15 protein-coding genes are annotated in these 18431 nt (G+C 62.7%); 4 read left to right on the top strand and 11 right to left on the bottom strand.

The window, feature by feature from the left end; genetic code table 11:
- Positions 1-768: a 3',5'-cyclic-nucleotide phosphodiesterase gene (locus ABT23_RS12625; protein WP_296635893.1), complete on the top strand. Its 768-nt coding sequence runs from the start codon at positions 1-3 to the stop codon at positions 766-768.
- A 7-nt stretch (positions 769-775) separates the two neighbouring features.
- Here ABT23_RS12625 and ABT23_RS12620 read toward each other — a convergent pair whose 3' ends face one another.
- The 9 genes from ABT23_RS12620 to ABT23_RS12580 all read right to left on the bottom strand — a co-directional run bounded on the left by ABT23_RS12620 (position 776) and on the right by ABT23_RS12580 (position 10255).
- The gene (locus ABT23_RS12620; protein ID WP_296635890.1) at positions 776-1369 is read right to left on the bottom strand and encodes a hypothetical protein; all 594 of its coding nucleotides are present in this window, start codon (positions 1367-1369) and stop codon (positions 776-778) included.
- A 111-nt stretch (positions 1370-1480) separates the two neighbouring features.
- A complete protein-coding gene (locus tag ABT23_RS12615) occupies positions 1481-2515 on the bottom strand; it encodes a hypothetical protein (protein WP_296635888.1) in 1035 nt (344 codons plus the stop codon).
- Positions 2516-2603: 88 nt separating this feature from the next.
- Positions 2604-3335 carry a DUF302 domain-containing protein gene (locus ABT23_RS12610; protein ID WP_296635886.1) on the bottom strand — a complete coding sequence of 244 codons (732 nt, stop codon included), beginning with the start codon at positions 3333-3335 and terminating at the stop codon, positions 2604-2606.
- A gap of 52 nt (positions 3336-3387) precedes the next feature.
- Positions 3388-4839 carry an ATP-binding protein gene (locus tag ABT23_RS12605; protein WP_296635883.1) on the bottom strand — a complete coding sequence of 484 codons (1452 nt, stop codon included), beginning with the start codon at positions 4837-4839 and terminating at the stop codon, positions 3388-3390.
- Positions 4761-5867, bottom strand: coding sequence for an MCP four helix bundle domain-containing protein (locus ABT23_RS12600; protein WP_296635880.1), 1107 nt, complete (start codon positions 5865-5867; stop codon positions 4761-4763). The genes ABT23_RS12605 and ABT23_RS12600 overlap by 79 nt, the downstream gene beginning before the upstream one ends.
- 4 nt (positions 5868-5871) lie before the next feature.
- Complete coding sequence (locus ABT23_RS12595) at positions 5872-6939, bottom strand: ABC transporter ATP-binding protein (RefSeq protein WP_296635876.1); 1068 nt, start codon at positions 6937-6939, stop codon at positions 5872-5874.
- Between the two features lie 6 nt (positions 6940-6945).
- Positions 6946-8535 carry an iron ABC transporter permease gene (locus ABT23_RS12590; protein WP_296635873.1) on the bottom strand — a complete coding sequence of 530 codons (1590 nt, stop codon included), beginning with the start codon at positions 8533-8535 and terminating at the stop codon, positions 6946-6948.
- Between the two features lie 88 nt (positions 8536-8623).
- Positions 8624-9631 carry an extracellular solute-binding protein gene (locus ABT23_RS12585; RefSeq protein ID WP_296635871.1) on the bottom strand — a complete coding sequence of 336 codons (1008 nt, stop codon included), beginning with the start codon at positions 9629-9631 and terminating at the stop codon, positions 8624-8626.
- A gap of 147 nt (positions 9632-9778) precedes the next feature.
- Positions 9779-10255, bottom strand: coding sequence for a C40 family peptidase (locus ABT23_RS12580; protein ID WP_296635869.1), 477 nt, complete (start codon positions 10253-10255; stop codon positions 9779-9781).
- Between the two features lie 75 nt (positions 10256-10330).
- Between ABT23_RS12580 and ABT23_RS12575 the strand changes: the two genes are divergently transcribed.
- Positions 10331-11020: a DUF6781 family protein gene (locus ABT23_RS12575; RefSeq protein ID WP_296635867.1), complete on the top strand. Its 690-nt coding sequence runs from the start codon at positions 10331-10333 to the stop codon at positions 11018-11020.
- Between the two features lie 108 nt (positions 11021-11128).
- Entirely contained in the window at positions 11129-12808 is a 1680-nt protein-coding gene (locus tag ABT23_RS12570) for an AarF/UbiB family protein (protein ID WP_296635865.1), read from the top strand.
- A gap of 9 nt (positions 12809-12817) precedes the next feature.
- Here the strand turns inward: ABT23_RS12570 and ABT23_RS12565 are convergent, their stop codons facing one another.
- Both ABT23_RS12565 and ABT23_RS12560 read right to left on the bottom strand, forming a co-directional pair.
- Complete coding sequence (locus ABT23_RS12565; RefSeq protein ID WP_296635862.1) at positions 12818-15091, bottom strand: EAL domain-containing protein; 2274 nt, start codon at positions 15089-15091, stop codon at positions 12818-12820.
- A complete protein-coding gene (locus tag ABT23_RS12560) occupies positions 15088-15915 on the bottom strand; it encodes an alpha/beta fold hydrolase (RefSeq protein ID WP_296635860.1) in 828 nt (275 codons plus the stop codon). Before ABT23_RS12560 ends, ABT23_RS12565 begins: the two co-directional genes overlap by 4 nt.
- Positions 15916-16062: 147 nt before the next feature.
- On the opposite strand from ABT23_RS12560, the gene ABT23_RS12555 reads away from it, so the two are divergent.
- Complete coding sequence (locus tag ABT23_RS12555; protein ID WP_296635857.1) at positions 16063-18030, top strand: ATP-dependent DNA helicase; 1968 nt, start codon at positions 16063-16065, stop codon at positions 18028-18030.
- Positions 18031-18431 lie beyond the last annotated feature (401 nt).

Here is an 18431-nt window from a genome sequence, read left to right as displayed (position 1 = left end):
ATGAAACTTACCGTATTGGGTTGCAGCGGCGGCATCGGCAGTGGGCGTCATACCACGTGCCTCATGGTCGACGACGATGTGCTGATCGATGCCGGCAGCGGGCTCACCACGCTCGACTTCGAGCAACTGGTGAAGATCGACCACGTGTTCCTCACCCATGCGCATCTCGATCACGTGTTGGGGCTGCCGCTGCTGCTCGACAGCGTCGGCGATCTGCGCGGTACGCCGGTGACGGTGCATGCGCTACCCGAGGTGCTGGAGGTACTGTCCACCCATCTCTTCAATTGGCAGCTGTGGCCGGATTTCCGCAAGATTCCGAGCGAGGAGGCGCCCTGGCTACGCTTCGCGCCGCTCGGCCTGGGCGAGGCGTTCACCCTGAGGGGGCGCACATTCCGCCCGTTGCCGGTCAACCATGTGGTGCCGGCATGCGGCCTGCATGTGGCCACGGCATCCGGCAGCCTGGTGTTCAGCGGCGACACCACCCACAGCGCTCCCTTCGTCGCCGCGCTCAACGCCATTCCCGACCTGCGCCACCTCATCATCGAAACCTCGTTCGAAAACGAACTGGTCGAGATCGCCAAGGCGTCGAAGCATCACTGGCCGGATTCGCTGGCGGCGGAGTTGAATGGGCTCAGCGCGCGGCCAGAGGTGTGGATCACGCATCTGAAGCCGGGCAATGAGTCGGCGATCATGAATGAACTACGCGAGGCAGCACCCGGCTGGGGCGTGGAGGCTTTGCTGCAGGGGCAGGCGATCGTACTGGAATGACCGTTGGCTAGCACCCGTGCGAGGTGCGTTTACGTCCGAGCAGTATCAATATCGGAAGCAGCGTTACGACCAACCAGGGCGTTGCGGGTTCTGACACGGCGAGGCTTATGATGCTAGGCCCATGGGGGGTGAGGCCGCTTCCCGGCAGCACTATGTCGGGCGGGGCTGTGATAGTGATAGCGCCGGACATGGACAGAGTATTCGCCATAAGCGAAAGGGTGTTCGCCGAGATCGAGCCCGTGATAAGAACTTGCCCTGGTGTTTCCAGTGCAAGGTCGATACCGGTTGCATCGATCACGCCGGCAATCAGGATGTCTCCCAGCGAGAGCAGCTTTACATTATGCATCTGCGAATCGAAGCGGAGCGTGATGCCGGCACCGAGGTCGATTGCGGAGAAATCGAAGATGCCATCGGCACGGTAGGGCAGGGTGTAGTCAGCGGCAGGTGCAAGCGGGCCGTCTGCGCCCGTAATGGGTGTGACCACTGCTGGAGGGGGTGTAAACGGGTCATTCGCACCTGAAATACTGATGGTCGAGGCAGCCGAAGGGAAAGCTGCGCTCAGTGCGAGCATCAGCGTCAGGGCATGAATCCATTTGCACACGGCCGTTTCTCCTCAGGTAAGCCTAGCGAGCTTAGCGATGAGGTCTTGACACGGTGATGTGTGGGTTATGGTCCGTTTGGGCCAGGGGATACGGGGCCACATCGCCCCCCGTCAGGGCGCAAAGCCCGCCAATTCCGCCTCGAATTCCGTCGCGCTCAAGTTTTCAAACGTTTCACGACTGAACAGCGTGACCGCACCGGCCATTTCGCTCCAGCCGTAACCGCGGCTATCCGCACACAGTTTGTCGCTGTCCTGCGGCACGCGGGCGATGAGATGCAAGCAGTTCTTGCTGTAGATCAGGTTGTAGGGGATGTTGCGCGCATGCAGGCGATCGATCTCGAGCCAGGCGTCGGCGGGCTCGGTGAAACGCTGGCACGGAAGTGGATAGGGTTCGCTGCCGCCGTTGTGGGCAAAACACGGATACTTCACCGGCAAGGGATTCGGCTGCACGAAGCTTTGGAAGTGCAGATGGTTGACCGAGGCGCCGGCGCCGGTACTGTTATAGGCGAGGGAAAGGCCGTGCGCGCCGGCATGGGCGCAGAGATGCCAGGCCCAGCCGTGCAGTTCGGGGGTGAGGAACTGCGGCAGTTCGCGCTGGGGATCGGGCACCAGCAGGCCATGCAGCCGGGCGAAGGGGAATTTGTTGTACAGCAGGCGTGCCGGCTTGGCGGCGAGTTTGCCTTCCCACAGGATTTCCCTGGCGAGAAAGGATTTGTTGAAATGAAAGCCCGCGGGGTCGAAGGGGCGCAGCAGGCTGTCGAATTTCGTTCCGCTGATGCGGGGCGGGCGCAAGGCGCGGATGGGGTTGAAGAACAGGTGCCACGGTCCGGCGCTGCGGCTTTCCATCGTTTTCAGGTGGTCGAAGCCGATGGCGAGGAGCTTGAGGAAAACCAGCACATCATCCTCCGGATCGGCCAATTTCCTGCCGTCGCGAAGGGTGTCGGTGAGGGCCGCTGCGAGTTCCGCATGACGTGCCGACAGTGCAGGCGCGAGCCGTGTCCACAGCTTCGGATCGTAGGCGGCGTTGGCAAGGACGAGGATGTAGACGCCCAGGCCGCGATGGTTTTCCAGCATGGCGGCGAGTCCGTCGGCGAAATTCCGCTCCAGCACGGGGAGCGAGATGAACGGGGAGAAAAGCGTAGGCATGCGGTTAGGGGCCGGAAACGAATCCCGTATGGTGCCATCCGGCTGCGATAGCGGGCATTCAGATTTTTTTGCTGGCAGCGCCCGGCGTTTATAGCGCGCCGTCGGCGCCGGCACGCATCACGCTATCCAGTTTCTCGCGGATGTCCATCGCGCCCTTGCGCAATTCCGGCGTGATGCCCGCCTGCTTGCCGGCCTGGTCGAGCCAGGTCACGTCCCAGTCCAATGTCAGTACCCAGATGTTCTTGTCGGTATCCTCCATCACCGCGATGCGACAGGGTAGGAACACGACGACTTCCGGGATGACCTTGAGCAGGTCGCGGCCGACGGCGATGTCGCAGAAGCTGAATACTTCGACGCGTGGCGCCTTGTCGTCGTGCAGCATGGCCCTGAATTCCTTCCATATCAGGTTCTTGCCGACGAACTTGAGGTTCAGCTGATTGGCGCGCAGCATCATCGATTCGACCACCTGATCGAACGACACGCCAGGCTTGGCCTTGTACTTGAGGGCGAAATAGTTCATCGCCTCGCGCGCGTCCATCTGCATCAGATGGGACATCATGGGCATGGCCGTCTGCAGCCAGCGTGCCTTTTCCTCTGGCGTCAGGATGCGGTTCATCTGGTAATCGCGGTAGGGTGGCGGCGGTGCCTGCTGCATCAGCATCGGGCCGTAGGGGGTCGACGTGACGTCGATCCAGCTTTGTTCGGGCGCAGCGGGTGCGGCTGGCGCTACGGTCGGTGGGGGCGTGGCCGCAGGGGGTTCGGCGGCGATTGCAGACAGGCTGCAAAGGCAGGCGAGTAGGAGGGGAAGCGAGCGCATCATGACGTGTCTCCTGGACGGCTAGGTTTTTATCCTACGCGCCGCAGGGCGTGCGTCAATCTGCGCCGCCGCCATGGGTACGGAAGTGTGCTTCCAGCGCCGCCAGTTCCGTTGCCGCGGCGGCGAAATCGCCGCTTTGCACGCGGGTTTCGATGCGTGCGGCGCCTTCCCGGATGACGGTGGCCATCACGCTGGCGGCTGCGCCCTTGAGGGCGTGTGCTTCCTTGCGGCAGAGCTCGGTCTGGCCTTGCTCGATTCCGCGTTTCAGCGTGCTCAGGCTGGCTTCCGTGGTGGAGACGAAGAGCGTTTCCAGATCGCGCACCAGTTGCGGATTGTCGGGGTAGCGCGCATGCAGAGCGGACAGGTCGAGCAGTGGGGCGGTGCCTGCAGCTGGCGCAGCCTGCGGCAGCCATTGCATCAGCAGCGCAGACAATGCGGCTTCGGTGTAGGGTTTACTGAGATAATCGTTCGCGCCCGCTGCCAGGCAGGCTTCGCGGAAACCTGCATTGGCATTGGCGGTCAATGCGATGATCGGAATGTGGCGGGCATCGGTTTCCAGCCGGCGAATCCGCTGGGTGGCTTCGAGGCCGTCCATCTCCGGCATTTGCCAGTCCATCAGCACCAGATCGAATGCTTCGGACGACAACAGGTCCAGCGCCTGGGTACCGCTGGCGGCCACGGCAAACTGCAGGCCCATTTCGCGCAGCTGGTGCGACAGGACCTTCTGGTTGACGGGATGATCTTCCACCATGAGGACGCGGCCGTGCAGCTGGATGACGGCCTGCGTCGGAAGCTCGACCAGTGGCAGAGTGGTCGCGGGAAGCATGAGATGGAGGGTGAAGCAGCTTCCCTTGCCCGGTTGGCTCTCGACTGTGAGCCGCCCACCCATCAGGCCGGCCAGCTGGCTACTGACCGCAAGGCCCAGGCCGGTTCCGCCATAGCGTCGGGTGGTTGATGAATCTGCCTGCGAAAAAGCCTGGAACAGACGTGTCTGGGTTTCTTCATTCATGCCGATGCCGCTGTCACGCACGCTGAACTGGCATCCGATACCGTCCTCGGTCGTTGCGAAGCGCGCGTGCAGTTCGACTTCGCCCTGATGGGTGAATTTGATGGCGTTGTCGACCAGATTCAGCAGGATCTGGCGGATGCGCGTGGGATCGCCCAGCAGCGCGGGGGGCGCGTGCTCGGGCAGCGACAGGGTGAGTTGCAGATTTTTCTCCAGCGCGCGCGCCTGGAACAGGGCCGTCACGCCCTGTACCAATGCAACCGGCGAGAAGGCGACCTGTTCGATGGAGAGCTTGCCCGCCTCGATCTTGGAGAAGTCGAGAATGTCGTTGATGATCGTAAGCAGGCTTTCGGCCGAGCTTCTCAGGGTGGAGGCATATTCGCGCTGGCGGCCGTCGAGCGGGGTCTTCAGCAAGAGGCCGCTCATCCCCAGGATGCCGTGCATCGGGGTGCGGATTTCGTGGCTGACGTTGGCGACGAACTCCGATTTGGCGCGCGCCATCTGGAGACGTCGCGCATGATTGCCTGGATCACCGGCTTGCCTTCCAGCGTCATGGCATGGAGGGCGATCTCGGCCGAGAACACCGAGCCGTCCTTGCGCACACCCTGCCAGTCTATGGCTGAATGCCCCAGGTGGCGCGCCAGGTTGATGGCCCGCATGGCGTTGTCGATGGCCATTCCGCCATTGGCCTGGATGGGCGTGCCGAGTTTCTGTATCGGCGTGTGAAGGAATTCTTTGACCGTATCCATGCCGAACAGTGACAGCGTGGCCGGATTGCAGTCGGTGAAGCCGGTGTTGTCGAGGATGACGACGGCGTCCGAGTTGGTTTCGAACAGGGTCTGGTACTTCTGCCTTTCCACTTCCAGTTGGCGTGTCTGGGTCAGCATGCGGCGGCCTACCAGTACGGCCACCAGCGAGGCCAGCAAGGTCGCGAAGATGCCCAGCACCAGCATCAGGTTGCGCGTGGCCTGGTAGGCGGTGAAGGTTTTGCCCAGTGCGGTCTCGTTTTCCTTGCGCTGCAGGTTGGTCATGTTGTCGAGCGCCTCGACCAGGCGGTTCTGCAGGGGAATGGCCTCTTTCTGCAGCAGGGTCAACGCGTTGTAATTGTTGTCGTCGAGCGCCGCTTCGACCACGTTGAACATGACTGGTTGATTGGCCAGCGTGATGGCATCCAGGTCGGCCATCAGCTTCATTTCCTCGGGCGTGCTGAGCATCGTCACCAGTTGGCTGCGGTCCTTGGAATAGCGTTCGCCATACTCCTGGAACTGCAGGAAGAGCGTGTCCTTTTCCCAGGGATCGATGGAGACCACGATGTTGTGCATCAGCATCGCGCGGTCGCGCAGCGTGTCCCGCATGTGCGAAGCCAGACGCGTCTTGACGTTGTTGACGGATACGACTTTCGAGAGCTCGGCGTTGAGATAGGCCATCTGGGTGACGCCCAGGCCGATCACGGCCAGCATCAGCAACAGGGCGGCAGTGAAACCCAGCCCGACATTGAACAGCAAACCGCGGAGAGGGGCAGGCAGCATGGAATTATTCGCGGCGGAATGCCACGACATGATCGACGGCGAGCTTGATGCCGATCTTCTCGCCGATGGCGTGATTATGGTGCGACGGTACCAGCGACAGTGCGCGCTGGCCGCTCGGCAGCTTCAGCGTGTAGAGGAATTCGGCGCCGCGGAAGGCCTTGTTCTCGACTTCCGCCAGCAGCAGGCTGTCGTCGTCGTGGACGATGTCGTCGGGACGCAGCAGCACGTCGACATGGCAGTTGCGCACGCATTCGTCGCAGCCGCTGGCGTCGCATTCGACCGGGATGTGGCCGTCGAGCACGCCGAGCTCGATTTCGACCTGATGGTCGTTGACGACTTCGCCGGTGAGCAGCGTGCCCTGGCCGACAAAATCGGCGACAAAGCGGTTCGCCGGTTCGTGATACAGGTTGTAGGGTGTGTCCCACTGTTGGATGCGGCCTTCATGCATGACACCGACCCAGTCGGCGAGCGCGAAGGCCTCGTACTGGTCGTGGGTGACGATGAGCGCGGTGGTCGCCTCGCGCTTGAGGATGTCGCGCACTTCGAGCGACAGGCGTTCGCGCAGTTCGACGTCGAGATTGGAAAAAGGCTCGTCCATCAGGATCAGGCGCGGGCGCGGCGCCAGCGCGCGGGCAAGGGCCACGCGCTGCTGCTGGCCGCCGGAAAGCTGGTGCGGGAACTGCCCGGCGTGGCCGGCCAGGCCGACCAGCGCCAGCAATTCGTCGACTCGCGCCAGACGCGCAGTCGAGGGTTGGCCGCGCAGGCCGAAGCCGACGTTGTCCGCCACGTTCAGGTGCGGGAACAGCGCGTAGTCCTGGAACACCATGCCGACGCGGCGTTTTTCGGCGGGCAGCATCCAGCCGGGGCGGCTGACAACTTCGCCGCCGATGCGGATCTCGCCCGCCTGGATCGGCTCGAAGCCGGAGATGCAGCGCAGTGCGGTGGTCTTGCCGCAGCCCGACGGGCCGAGCAGACAGCCGATCGCCCCTTCGGGCAGGGTGAAGGAGAGGTTGGCGATGATCTGGCGTGCGGCGTACGACTGCGACACCGAGTCGAGGATCAGTTCAGCCATAGGGGGTCAGTCAAGCGGGCGCGTACCGCGCCAGGTCAGGAGAATGATGGGAATGATACCGGCAACGACGATGGCGAGCGAAGGCAACGCGGCGCGCTCCCATTCGCCTTCCGAGGTCATCTCGAACACGCGCACTGCCAGTGTGTCCCAGCCGAATGGGCGGGTCATCAGGGTAATGGGCATTTCCTTCATGATGTCGACGAAGGTCAGCGTCGCGGCTGTCAGCAGGCTGGCACGCAGGATGGGGAAGTGCACCCGGGTGAGCAATGCGGTGGTTGAGCTGCCGAGGTTGCGCGCGGCTTCGTCGATGCTGCGGGTGATGCGGTGCAGCCCGCTGTCGATGGGGCCGAAGCCGACTGCAAGAAAACGCACCAGATAGGCCAGCAACATGATCAGCAGTGTGCCTTTGAGGACCTCGGTGCCGCCGAAGCCGAACCAGCTGCGGCCGCGATCGATCAGCCAGTTGTCCAGCGCCGCCACCGGGATGAACAGCCCCACTGCCAGTACGGCGCCGGGGAAGGCATAGCCGAGCGTGGCGAGGCGTTGCGTCCATGTCATTGCGGCACCGGGACGTTGACGCCCAGCGTAGGCGAGCAGCAGTGCGACGGCTGCCACCATCAGTGCGCCGATGCCGGCCAGCAGCACCGAATGCCAGGCGAAGTCCCAGTAGCGCGAATCGAGATCATCGGTGAGAACCGTGCGTGCCCACAGGGCTAGCTGCATGACCGGAATGAGGAAGGCGACGGCCAGCACCGTCCCGGCATACAGGAACGCCAACCCGGCCAGGGCCGGCGACAGCCGGATGCGGCGCTGCGCGGCGCTGCGGCCCACGGCACCATAGCGCATCCGGGTGCGTGAACGCTGCTCGAACACCACCGCGACCAGCACGAACAGAATCAGGATCGAGGCCAGCTGCGCCGCTGCCGGCAGGGAGAACAGGCTATACCAGGCCTTGTAGATGGCGGTGGTGAAGGTGTCGTAGTTGAAGATCGCCATGGTGCCGAAGTCGGCCAGGGTCTCCATCAGCGCCAGCATCAAGCCGGCGGCGATCCACGGTCGCGCCATTGGCAGCGCCACCCGGAAGAATCCTTGCCAGCGCGACAAGCCAAGCGATTGTGCGGCTTCCAGCGCGATCGCGCCTTGCGTGGCAAAGGCGTTCTTCGCAATCAGATAGACATAGGGGTAGAGCGCCAGCGACATCACCAGGATGACCCCACCACGCGAACGGATCTCGGGCAAGCCGGTGATACCCCGGCTTTCGCGCAGCCAGGTCTGCAGCGGACCAGTGAAATCCAGCAGACCGATCGCGACAAAGGCGGTGACGTAGGCGGGCAAGGCCAGCGGCAGCAGCAGTGCCCAGTCGAACAGGCGGCGGCCGGGAAAGTCGCACATCGCCGTGAGCCAGGCCAACGACACGCCCAGCACGCTGACGCCGATCCCCACGCCGAGTAGCAGCCACAACGTATTGCCGACCAGTTCGGGCAGGACGAATTCGGTCAGGTGGGCAAGGATGTCGCCGTCTACCTGTGCAAACGACGAGAAGGTGACCACGACCGGCACCAGCACCAGCGCGGTGATCGCAAGGGCGAACAGCATCCAGCCGCTGGGAGGCGACCAAACAAAAACGCCCGCAGCGGGCGTTCTTGAGGGCATTGCAAGCTTGTCAGACAAGATGGGGCACTTCTTACTTGTAACCGGCGCGATCCATCAATTTTACGGCCTTGGCCTGCAGGCTGCCAGCCTCCTTCACGTTGATGAGGTTCTGTCTGAAGTTGCCCCAGGCGGCCACGGTCTTGTCAGGCGTCACGTTCGGGTTGACCGGGTATTCCAGATTGACGTCGGCGAACAGATTCTGCGCCTTGTCGGACGACAGCCATTCGATCAATTTCTGCGCACCGGCTGGATTCCGGGCGTAGCGCGTGACACCCGCCCCGGAGATGTTGACGTGCACGCCGGCAGCCTTGTTCTTCAGGTTCTGGTTGGGCCAGAAAATCGCCAGCGGCAGGTTCGGCTGCTTCGCCATCAGGCGGCCGAAATAATAGGTGTTGACCAGCGTGACATCGCATTGGCCGGCCGCCACGGCTTCCATCGCCTTGGTGTCGTCGGGGAAGGGCGACGTGGCGAGGTTGGCGATCCAGCCGCGCACCATGTCCTCGGTTTTGCCTTCGCCGTATTCGGTGATCATCATGGCGACCAAGCTCTGGTTATAAACCTTCTTCGACGTGCGCAGGCAAAGGCGGCCTTTCCATTTCGGATTGGCCAGGTCTTCGTAGGTCGACAGATCGGCGGGCTTGACCATGTTGGTGTTGTAGACCAGGGTGCGCGCGCGTACCGACAGACCGAACCATTCGTTGTTGGGATCGCGCAAATGGGCCGGCACGTTGGCCTGCAGGGTCTCCGACTGGATCCGGCGCAGCAGGCCTTCTTCCGCGGCCTGCCACAGATTGCCGGCATCGACCGTCAGCAGCACGTCGGCGGGGGTGTTCCTGCCTTCGGCTTTCAGCCGTGCCATCAGCGGACCTTCCTTGTCCGTGATGAATTTGATCTGTACGCCGGTGTCGCGGGTATAGGCGTCGAACAGGGGTTTGATGAGTTGTTCATTGCGCGCGGAATACACCACGACGTTCTCGGCTGCCGCGGGCAGGGCTACAGCGGCCAGGAGCAGCGCGGTGATCAGTCTGGGGAATGGCATGTTGCGGGCTTTCCTGCTGAGTTAAAGAATGCCCGCATCGTACTAAAAATGAGAACGCTTATCAATTCTAAATTGCATGGGTTGGAGCCTTGCGGCGCTTACCCGGATATCCGGCAGGGGCGAATGGGGAAGAACTTCGGGCGGGCCCTACTCGAACGACGCAACCGCCACGGACGGGTCCGCAGGCACGGCGACGCGGCGAGCGCCGTCGAACCGCTCGCGCCAGTAAGGATCGCTGAGCCTGGACACCATGACCGAACCGGTCCGGCTGCTCGTGGCATGCACGAAGCGGCCATCGCCCAGATAGATGCCGACGTGAGAGAACGCGTGGTCGAGGGTGTTGAAGAAAACCAGATCGCCGGGCTGGAGATCGGCCCGGTCGAGCGCTTGGGTGGATTCGCTGATCGCCAGGCTGTCGTGGGGCAGCTTGACGCCGGTCATCTGGTGGAAGACATGGTCGACGAAGCCGCTGCAATCGAGTCCGGTCTCGGGCGACGTGCCGCCCAGGCGATACGGGCTTCCCACCAGGCTGACCGCATAGATGGATATGTCGTCGGACGGCGCGGCATGCGCAGGCTGCGTGAGCAGAACGACCAGCATGGCTGACAGCAGGACGGACTTCATCGAATAGCAATCTGCTCTATAGTTGAAACGAAACTACGGCCAAATGCGGCGAATCTTGACCCTGAGGACTGCATCATGAATGACGTGAACACGCCTGCCACAGGCGAAACGAGTATCCCTGAAAATACGCAGCTTGTGCAATTGCACGACGAGGCCGCGGCGGCGGCGTCCGCGCCCGACCTGCACGAGCGCGTACGCGAATTGACTGCGCGCGTGCTGCACGAACGGCGCATGGCGCTGAATGACATACGCGAACTGGTCGTTGCCATCTCGTCCGGCGTGGGTAGCGGCCTGACTTCACGCGGCGGCGAAATGAAGGATGGGCTCAAACAGGCGATCGCCGGTCTGGACGAGGCCGTCGGCAGTGCGGCACAGGCGGCGTCCTATACCTTGCGCGAAGCGGCCACCCAAGGCCAATCCTTCAAGGACAATGAACTGAAGGCGAGTCTCGAACAACTCCGCGACCTGGAGGGCCAGATTGTCGAGGCTCTGAAGCAGACCGCCAGCCAATCGGGCGGTAAGCTGAAGGAAGAACTCGGCTACCTGAGCGATCACCTGATAATCAGCGGTACCCGCACCGGCGAACAGGTGCGCGAAGCGCTCCAGCAACTGGCGAACGGCGTGAAGGCCAGCGGCGCGGCAGGTCGGGCCGGGCTGAGCGAGTCGGCCAGTACGGCGACCGAACGCCTGTCGCTGGTGGCGAGCGGCATCCTGGAGGCCCTGTCCGATTCTCTCAAGCGGCAGAGCGAGCGCCTGCGTTCCTGACCTCTCCGCGACGGGCGCGGGCTTTTACCGCCATGCGGCTTGCGGCGACAGCGGGTCGTTGCCGCTTGCGGGTACACTCTCGGCATTAACTGATTCTAAGAAACAACGATGCTCTGGGAAACCATTTCGGTCGTGCGCGACCTGCCGCGATTGCATGAAATCGCCTCGGTGATGATCCGCTATGGCGGGGGCGACCTGGTGCGCGTCCTGGGCATCAGTGGCGCGCTGGAGCGCGCCGGCCGGGTTTTGCACTGGCACAGTGCCAGCGAAATCAGCCAGCTCGACGCGCCGGTGCGCGTGCGCCGCGCGCTGGAAGAACTCGGCCCGACCTTCGTCAAGCTGGGCCAGGTGCTGGCGACGCGGGTCGACATGTTCCCGCCGCACTGGATCGCCGAATTCGAGAAGCTGCACAGCCAGGTGCCGGCAGTGCCTTACGAGCGGTTGCATCGCGATCTGGTGGCAGCTATCAAGGGCGATCCCGCCGAGGTGTTCGCGGAATTCGATACGGTGCCGCTGGCGGCGGCCTCCATTGCGCAGGTCTATCGCGCCACGCTCAAGGACGGCACGCGAGTCGTCGTCAAGATTCGCCGGCCCGGCATCGAAGGCGTGATCCAGGCCGATCTGCGCATCATGGAGCACGCCGCCAAGCTGCTGGAAAGCGAAGTGCCGGATTCGCGCCGCTATGACCCGGCGCAAATCGTGTCGCAGTTCCGCCGTTCCTTGAATCGCGAACTCGATCTGGCGAAGGAAGCGCGCAACATCGACCAGTTCGCGCGTCATTTCGCCGACGAGCCGCTGGTGAAAATTCCCCGGGTGTACTGGGAATTCACCAATGATCGCGTCAATGTGCAGGAAGAAATCATCGGGATGGCCGGCGTCGCGCCCGACAAGCTGCGCGCGCAGGGGCTCGATCCCAAACTGCTGGCGGCACGCGGGGCCGATGCTGTGCTGCGCATGGTGCTGGAACATGGCTATTTCCATGCAGACCCGCACCCCGGGAATGTTCTTTTCCTGCCAGACAACCGCATCGGCATGATCGACTTCGGCATGGTGGGGATGCTGACCAATCCCCGCCGCAACCAGATCGTCGATCTGCTGCATGCCTTGACGCGCAAGGACGAGCAGGCCTTGCTGCAGGTGCTGCTCGACTGGAGCGGCGAGTCGGTCAGCGATGAAGACCGCCTGGCCTACGACGTGGCGGAACTGCTGCAGAGCTACGACGATCTGCAGCTCAAGGACGTGAAAATCGGCGGATTGCTGAACGACATCACGGCGGTCATGCGCGACAACAACCTGGTCCTGCCGGCCGATCTGACCCTGTTGTTCAAGACGCTGATCACGCTGGAGGGGCTGGGTCAGCAACTCGATCCGGAATTCCACATGATCGACCATGTGACGCCCTTCGTGGAACGCGTCATCCAGCAGCGTTACACGCCGCAGGCCTTGCTTGCGCGCGGGCGCAAGAGCGTGCGCGAGACGCTGGAGGTGCTGGCCGACGTGCCGCGCGACCTACGGCATCTGTTGCGCGATATGCGGCGGGGGCGGGTCAAGGTCGATCTCGACCTGAAGCGACTGGATCAGTTCGGCCATCAGCTGGACCGTGCCAGCAACCGGTTGACCATGGGCATCCTGACGGCCTCGCTGGTCGTCGGCTCGAGCATCATCATGACGGTGAAGGGCGGCCCCCAGCTATTCGGCCTGCCGCTGTTCGGCCTGCTGGGATTCCTGATCGCGTTTTTCAACAGCCTATGGATCATCTTTTCCATCTGGCGCTCGGGCAAGCACTGATGCCCGGAATCAGGCGGTGCAATTGACGTCTGCGTTCTGGTCGTCGAAGCTGGCGGCCACCTTCGCCAGCGGCATGGGACGGCTCAGCAAGTAACCCTGCACGTGCGCGATGCCCAGGCTTTCGACCTTGCGCAGGATGGTGTCGGTTTCCACACCCTCGGCTACCAGCGAGTAGCCCGCATCGCTCATCATGCGGGCGAAGTCGGCTACCACCTGGCTTGCACGGTTGTCCTGTCCCAGCTTGTTCACCAGCGAGATGTCGAACTTGACCACGTCCACCGGCAGATCGACCAGATAACGCAACGGCGAATAGCCGGTGCCGAAATCGTCCATGGCGATGCGGTAATTCACGGTACGCAACAGGTCGAGATAGGTGCGCACCTCCGCCATTTGCGTGATGAGCGAGGTTTCCGTGATTTCCAGCATCAGTGGGTGACGGGCATTGTGACGCGACAACTCCAACAGTTGCGACACGATCTCGGGGTGCGAAATGCTTTGAGCGGACAGGTTGATCGATATCCCGATGCCGGGCGGCAGCTGCTGTGACGACAGGTCCGCATCGACCTGGTTCAGCACCGCCAGATCGAATCCGGCCTCCAGACGGCGGCTGCTGACAACCGGCAGGAATGCGTCCGGCATGATGAGGTCGTTGTGGTAACGGATGCGCGCCAGCGCCTCGTAATAATCCACCTTGCGCCCGGGCAGCGCGTGAATGGACTGGTAATGCATTTCGATCATGCCGGGGCTGGCCAGGGCCTGGAACAGGGCGCTGGTTTCGCGGCTGGCCACCAGCGTCTGCGAGGCGCGCTCGGTATCTTCGCCATACAGGGCGATGCGGGTACGGCCGGGCTGTTTCGCGGTGTACATGGCGATGTCCGCCTGCTTGGGCAGGTCGTTGATATGCTCGAGCTGATCAGCCGCGCAGAAGGCGATGCCGATGCTGATCCCGACTGGTTCATTGATTCCCAGATCGCTGAAGACCGACGCGTCGAGCAGGCTTTGGCAGCGCTGCGCGATCTGCTTGGCCTGGGCCGGGGTAGTGCGCGACAGGAAGGTGGCGAACTCGTCGCCGCCGAGGCGGTACAGGCGGTCGTTGGCGCGCAGCGCCATCACCAGTGCATCGGCGATGATGGACAGCACGCGGTCGCCCTTGGCATGGCCGTAAGTGTCGTTGATGGTCTTGAAGCGGTCGCAATCGAACAGCAGGAAGGCCACGCCTTGTGGCGCATTTTTCAGCTCGATACGGAATTTCTCCCAGTCTTCTTCATAGGCGCGCCGGTTGTGGCAGCCGGTGAGCGCATCCTGGCGTGCCTGCGAATGGAATTCGCGATTCTGGTGTTCCAGCGAGCCGTGCAGTTCGCGCAATTGCAGCTGATAGTCATACAGCGAGCGGCGGACATTCTCCAGTTCGCTGATGCGCATGGCCTGCGAACGCGAGGAATGGGGGCTGAACCGGCCGTGCTGCATGGCATCGATATCCTGCGATAGCCGGCGTAGCGGACGTACCAGCAGGCGGTTGTAGACGACGAAACCGAGCAGGGACATGGCCATCAGGAGCACAAACAGCGCGAGCAGGGTGCGTGACAGGATGCTCTGAAAGCGGAGCCGGTCGGGGTCGGGCTGGGCTTTGAACGCCAGCCTTGAAAGCAGCTTGGTGGCAGGCAGGTTTTCGCCCGGTTTCAGCGTCAGCTTGATGCTGGCCTTGTCCGCGAAGTGGAGCGCTTCCTGCTGCAGCAGGGCCGGCATGAAATCGAGCCGGATCATGCCGTAGCCGAGCAAGGTTTGGTGCCGTTCGTCGATGTAAACCGGGAAGGCATGATACAAAACGGTGGCGCCCGCCTCATCGGCCAGCCAGCTGGATAGCCGATGAGGCGGGACGTCGGCGGGCAATCTGGCCGGCAGGCTGTTTTTTGCCGGGCTCGGGGCCAGCAGCGACCCCGACGGGGTATACAGTGCCACCCGGACAAAGTGGCTTGGCAGCATGCCGCTTTCGTAGACCCGTTGATCGCGCCAGTATGAGTAATACTCGGGTAGTACCAGTTGTTGTCGGGTTTCGTCCCAGTCTGCCAGGTTGGCTGCCTGGTCATCCGTCTGGCGCAACAGGCGCTGAACGGCCGAGGTCAGTTCGGAAGCGGCCGCATTCTGGTTGTGCTGTTCCAGGCTTCGGGTGACCTCGCGTGTCTGGTAGGCGGCAAAGCCGCCGATCAGGCTCATCAGTACCAGGAGCCCGGTAATGAAAGCGAGCGCGATCTGCTTGATGGAAATGGCATCGGGCCATTTCATCGGGATGATCCTTGTTGATGCGCTTCAAGGAACTTGAGCGTGTGGTCCAGCAGATCGAATTCATGCTCGCCATCCATGAAATGGCTGCCTCCGTGCACGATCACCAGGGGAACCTGGATATGCTGCAAAGCCTTGAGCCAGCCTTGACCGAGCATGCCGTCGGCATCGCCCATGATGAGTTGTACGCTGGTCGGTGCCTGCTTCAACGCGGTCAGCAGGCGAGGCTGGTCCCAGCGCACATACGACAACAGGCCTTCTGGCGTCGAGGTGTATTTCCGGCAGAATGACAGGCGCTGGGTGACCAGGATTCGTTGTTGGTTCTGTATCTGGGCTTCCAGCTGGGCAATCAGGGCCTGGCGCGATGCGGTGCCGATCTGGGCTTCGACCAGCGAGGCGCCGATGTAGGCCTTGATCGCCGGATCCGGATGGGTACTCAGATACGCCAGCAACTGCAAACTGCCGAAACTGTGACCGACCAGTACGATGGAGCGATGGCCGTGCGCCTTCAGCCAGCCCACCCAGCGCCCGATCTCGGCCACGTCGTCCTCCATGCTGTGTTTGTGTACCGCTTCGCATGCCAGGCTCTGCATGCGGTTGGGGATATTGAGGCTGAGCGTGGGCAGCAGGACCGTGTAGCCCGCATCCTGCAGGCCGCGGGCCAGCGTGGCGACAGTGGGGAACTCGCGCGTTTGCAAGAAACCATGCAGCAGCAATACGGCGGGCTTGCTACGCTGCCCGATCAGATATTCGGCATTGGCGGGGATTCCGGGGCGCATCTCCTGCTGGACGATGGCCGCGTGTGCCGCGACGGAGAATACCGACATCAGCAAGCAAAGCAGGTATAGGCGCATGGCGGGATTGGATAGGCAAAGTCTAAGGTTCTAACGGCAGGCGGCGTGTGGAACTGAAGCAACTGCAAACGGTTCTGCCTAGGGTGAATGTTACACTTCGTCTTGAAATCCGGCCCAAAAATGTTTGATCTGAAACAGCTCTTTTCCCCCGATGGCGCGTGTGCCGCAGTCCTGCCGGGCTGGCGTGCGCGTCCGCAACAACTGGCCATGGCCGAGGCAGTCGAACGCGCAGTCGCCGATAACAGCGTGTTGCTGGCCGAAGCGGGAACCGGTACGGGGAAAACGCTGGCCTATCTGATTCCCGCCCTGCTGTCGGGCGGCAAGGTGGTGATCTCCACCGGTACCAAGGCCTTGCAGGACCAGTTGTTTCATCGCGACCTGCCGGCTGCGCGTCGTGCGCTGAAATCGCCGGTCAAGGTGGCACTGCTGAAAGGCCGTGCCAACTATGTCTGTCATCACCATCTGCAACGCAATCTTGCCGATGGCCGCTTCGCCCACCGCGACGATCCCGTCTGGCTCGCCAAGATCGCCCGCTTTGCCGAAACCAGCTCGAGCGGCGATCGCGCCGAGGCCGAAGGCATCCCGGAAGACGCCACCGCCTGGCATTACGCGGTTTCCAGTCGTGACAACTGCCTCGGCAGCGAGTGCAGCCATTTCAAGGATTGCTTCGTGATGGCGGCGCGCAAGGCTGCGCTCGACGCCGAGGTCGTGGTGGTCAACCACCATCTCTTCTTCGCCGACCTGTGGCTCAAGGACGAAGGCGTCGCCGAACTGCTGCCGGCCTGCAACACCGTGATCCTCGACGAAGCCCACCAGCTGGCGGAAACCGCCGCACAATTCTTCGGCGAGACGCTGTCCACCGCGCAACTGCTTGATCTGGCGGGCGACACCAAACGGCAGGCGGCGGTGAAGGCGGGCGATTTCCCGGCGCTGCGGCGCGCCGCCGAGGACCTGGGCAAGGCCACGCGCGACCTGCGCCTGGCTTTTCCGCAGAACCCGGTCAAGTCGACGTTCGCGGAACTGACGCGCTACGACAAATGGCCGGGCGCGTTGAACGCCCTGTCCGCTTCGCTCGATGAGATGGTGAAGCTGCTGGAGAGCCAAGCCGAACGCGATGCCGACCTCAAGAACTGTTTCGAGCGCGCGCAGGCCGTGCAGGGCACGCTCGCCAGTTGGCAGCGCGACGACGACCCCGATAACCCGCGCGTGCGTTGGCTGGAAACCACGATGAGTTCGCTGCTGCTGCACGCGACGCCGCTGTCGGTCGGCGCCATGTTCGGCGCCAAGCTCACCGAGCGCGCGCAGGCGTGGATCCTGACGTCGGCCACGCTGTCAGTGGGCGGCGACTTCACCCATCTGAAAACGCGCCTGGGCATCGAGGACGCAGAAACCCTGTGCGTCGACAGTCCCTTCGATTACCCGCGCCAGGGCGTGCTCTACGTCCCGCAGAATCTTCCCGCGCCCAACACGCCCGAGTTCACCGACGCTGTCGTCAAGGCCGCGTTGCCGGTGCTCGAAGTCAGCCGCGGCCGCGCGTTCATCCTGTTCACCAGCCTGCGTGCGCTGGAACGGGCGCGCAGCCTGTTGATCGATGCGTTCAAATTTCGCGGGTGGGACTACCCGCTGCTGGTGCAGGGCGAGGCGCCCAAGAACGAATTGCTAGTCCGTTTCCAAAAGGCCGGCAACGCCGTGCTGCTGGGCAGTCAGAGTTTCTGGGAGGGCGTCGACATGCCCGGCGACGTGCTGTCCGTCGTCATCATCGACAAGCTGCCGTTCCAGCCGCCCGACGATCCGGTGGTCGCGGCGCGTATCGCCCAGGCCGAGAAAAACGGCGGCAAGCCCTTCATGGATTATCAATTGCCGCACGCGGCGATCAGCCTGAAGCAGGGGGCCGGGCGGCTGATCCGCACCGAGACCGATCGCGGCGTGTTGATGATTTGCGATACGCGGCTGGCGGACAAGCCGTATGGGAAGTTGTTGTTGAATGCGCTTCCGGCGATGACGCGGACAAGGAAGCTGGAGGTGGTGGAGCGGTTTTTTGCGGCGGAGGGGAAGGGGAATTTGGCTGTGCCGATTACGGTGGAGTAGGGCGTGTTGCCGCCTACCTCACCACCGTTCGCGCTGAGCCTGTCGAAGCGCCGTTGGCAATAGCTGAGTTCCTCGCAGGACTGTTGACCGTTGGCCGGGGGTAGCCCGGCAGCTAGTTCCTTTTCTTGTCTCGCCAAGAAAAGGAACCAAAAGAAGGCGACCCCGACATCCCCGAATTCCCGAAAATCGAGCCCGCCGAACGGGCGGCGAAGAACTCGCCCCGCCTTCGATGTTTTCAATTGATTTTTTGTGGGCGGGGCTCAAACACCTTCGCCGCTGATCCGCCCGGCAGGCTCGATTTCCGGCGGGGCTGAGAGGGGAAGAAAGTCAAAACCAGGGCGGCGATGACTGGACGTTTGCGATTACTATTTAAGCTTTGTATCGGCTTGCAAGAGTCTTCA

The organism is Thiobacillus sp. SCN 63-57, assembly GCF_001725555.1.
In the GTDB taxonomy this organism is placed as follows: Bacteria; Pseudomonadota; Gammaproteobacteria; order Burkholderiales; family Thiobacillaceae; genus Thiobacillus.
This window is presented reverse-complemented; position numbering and strand designations above follow the sequence as displayed.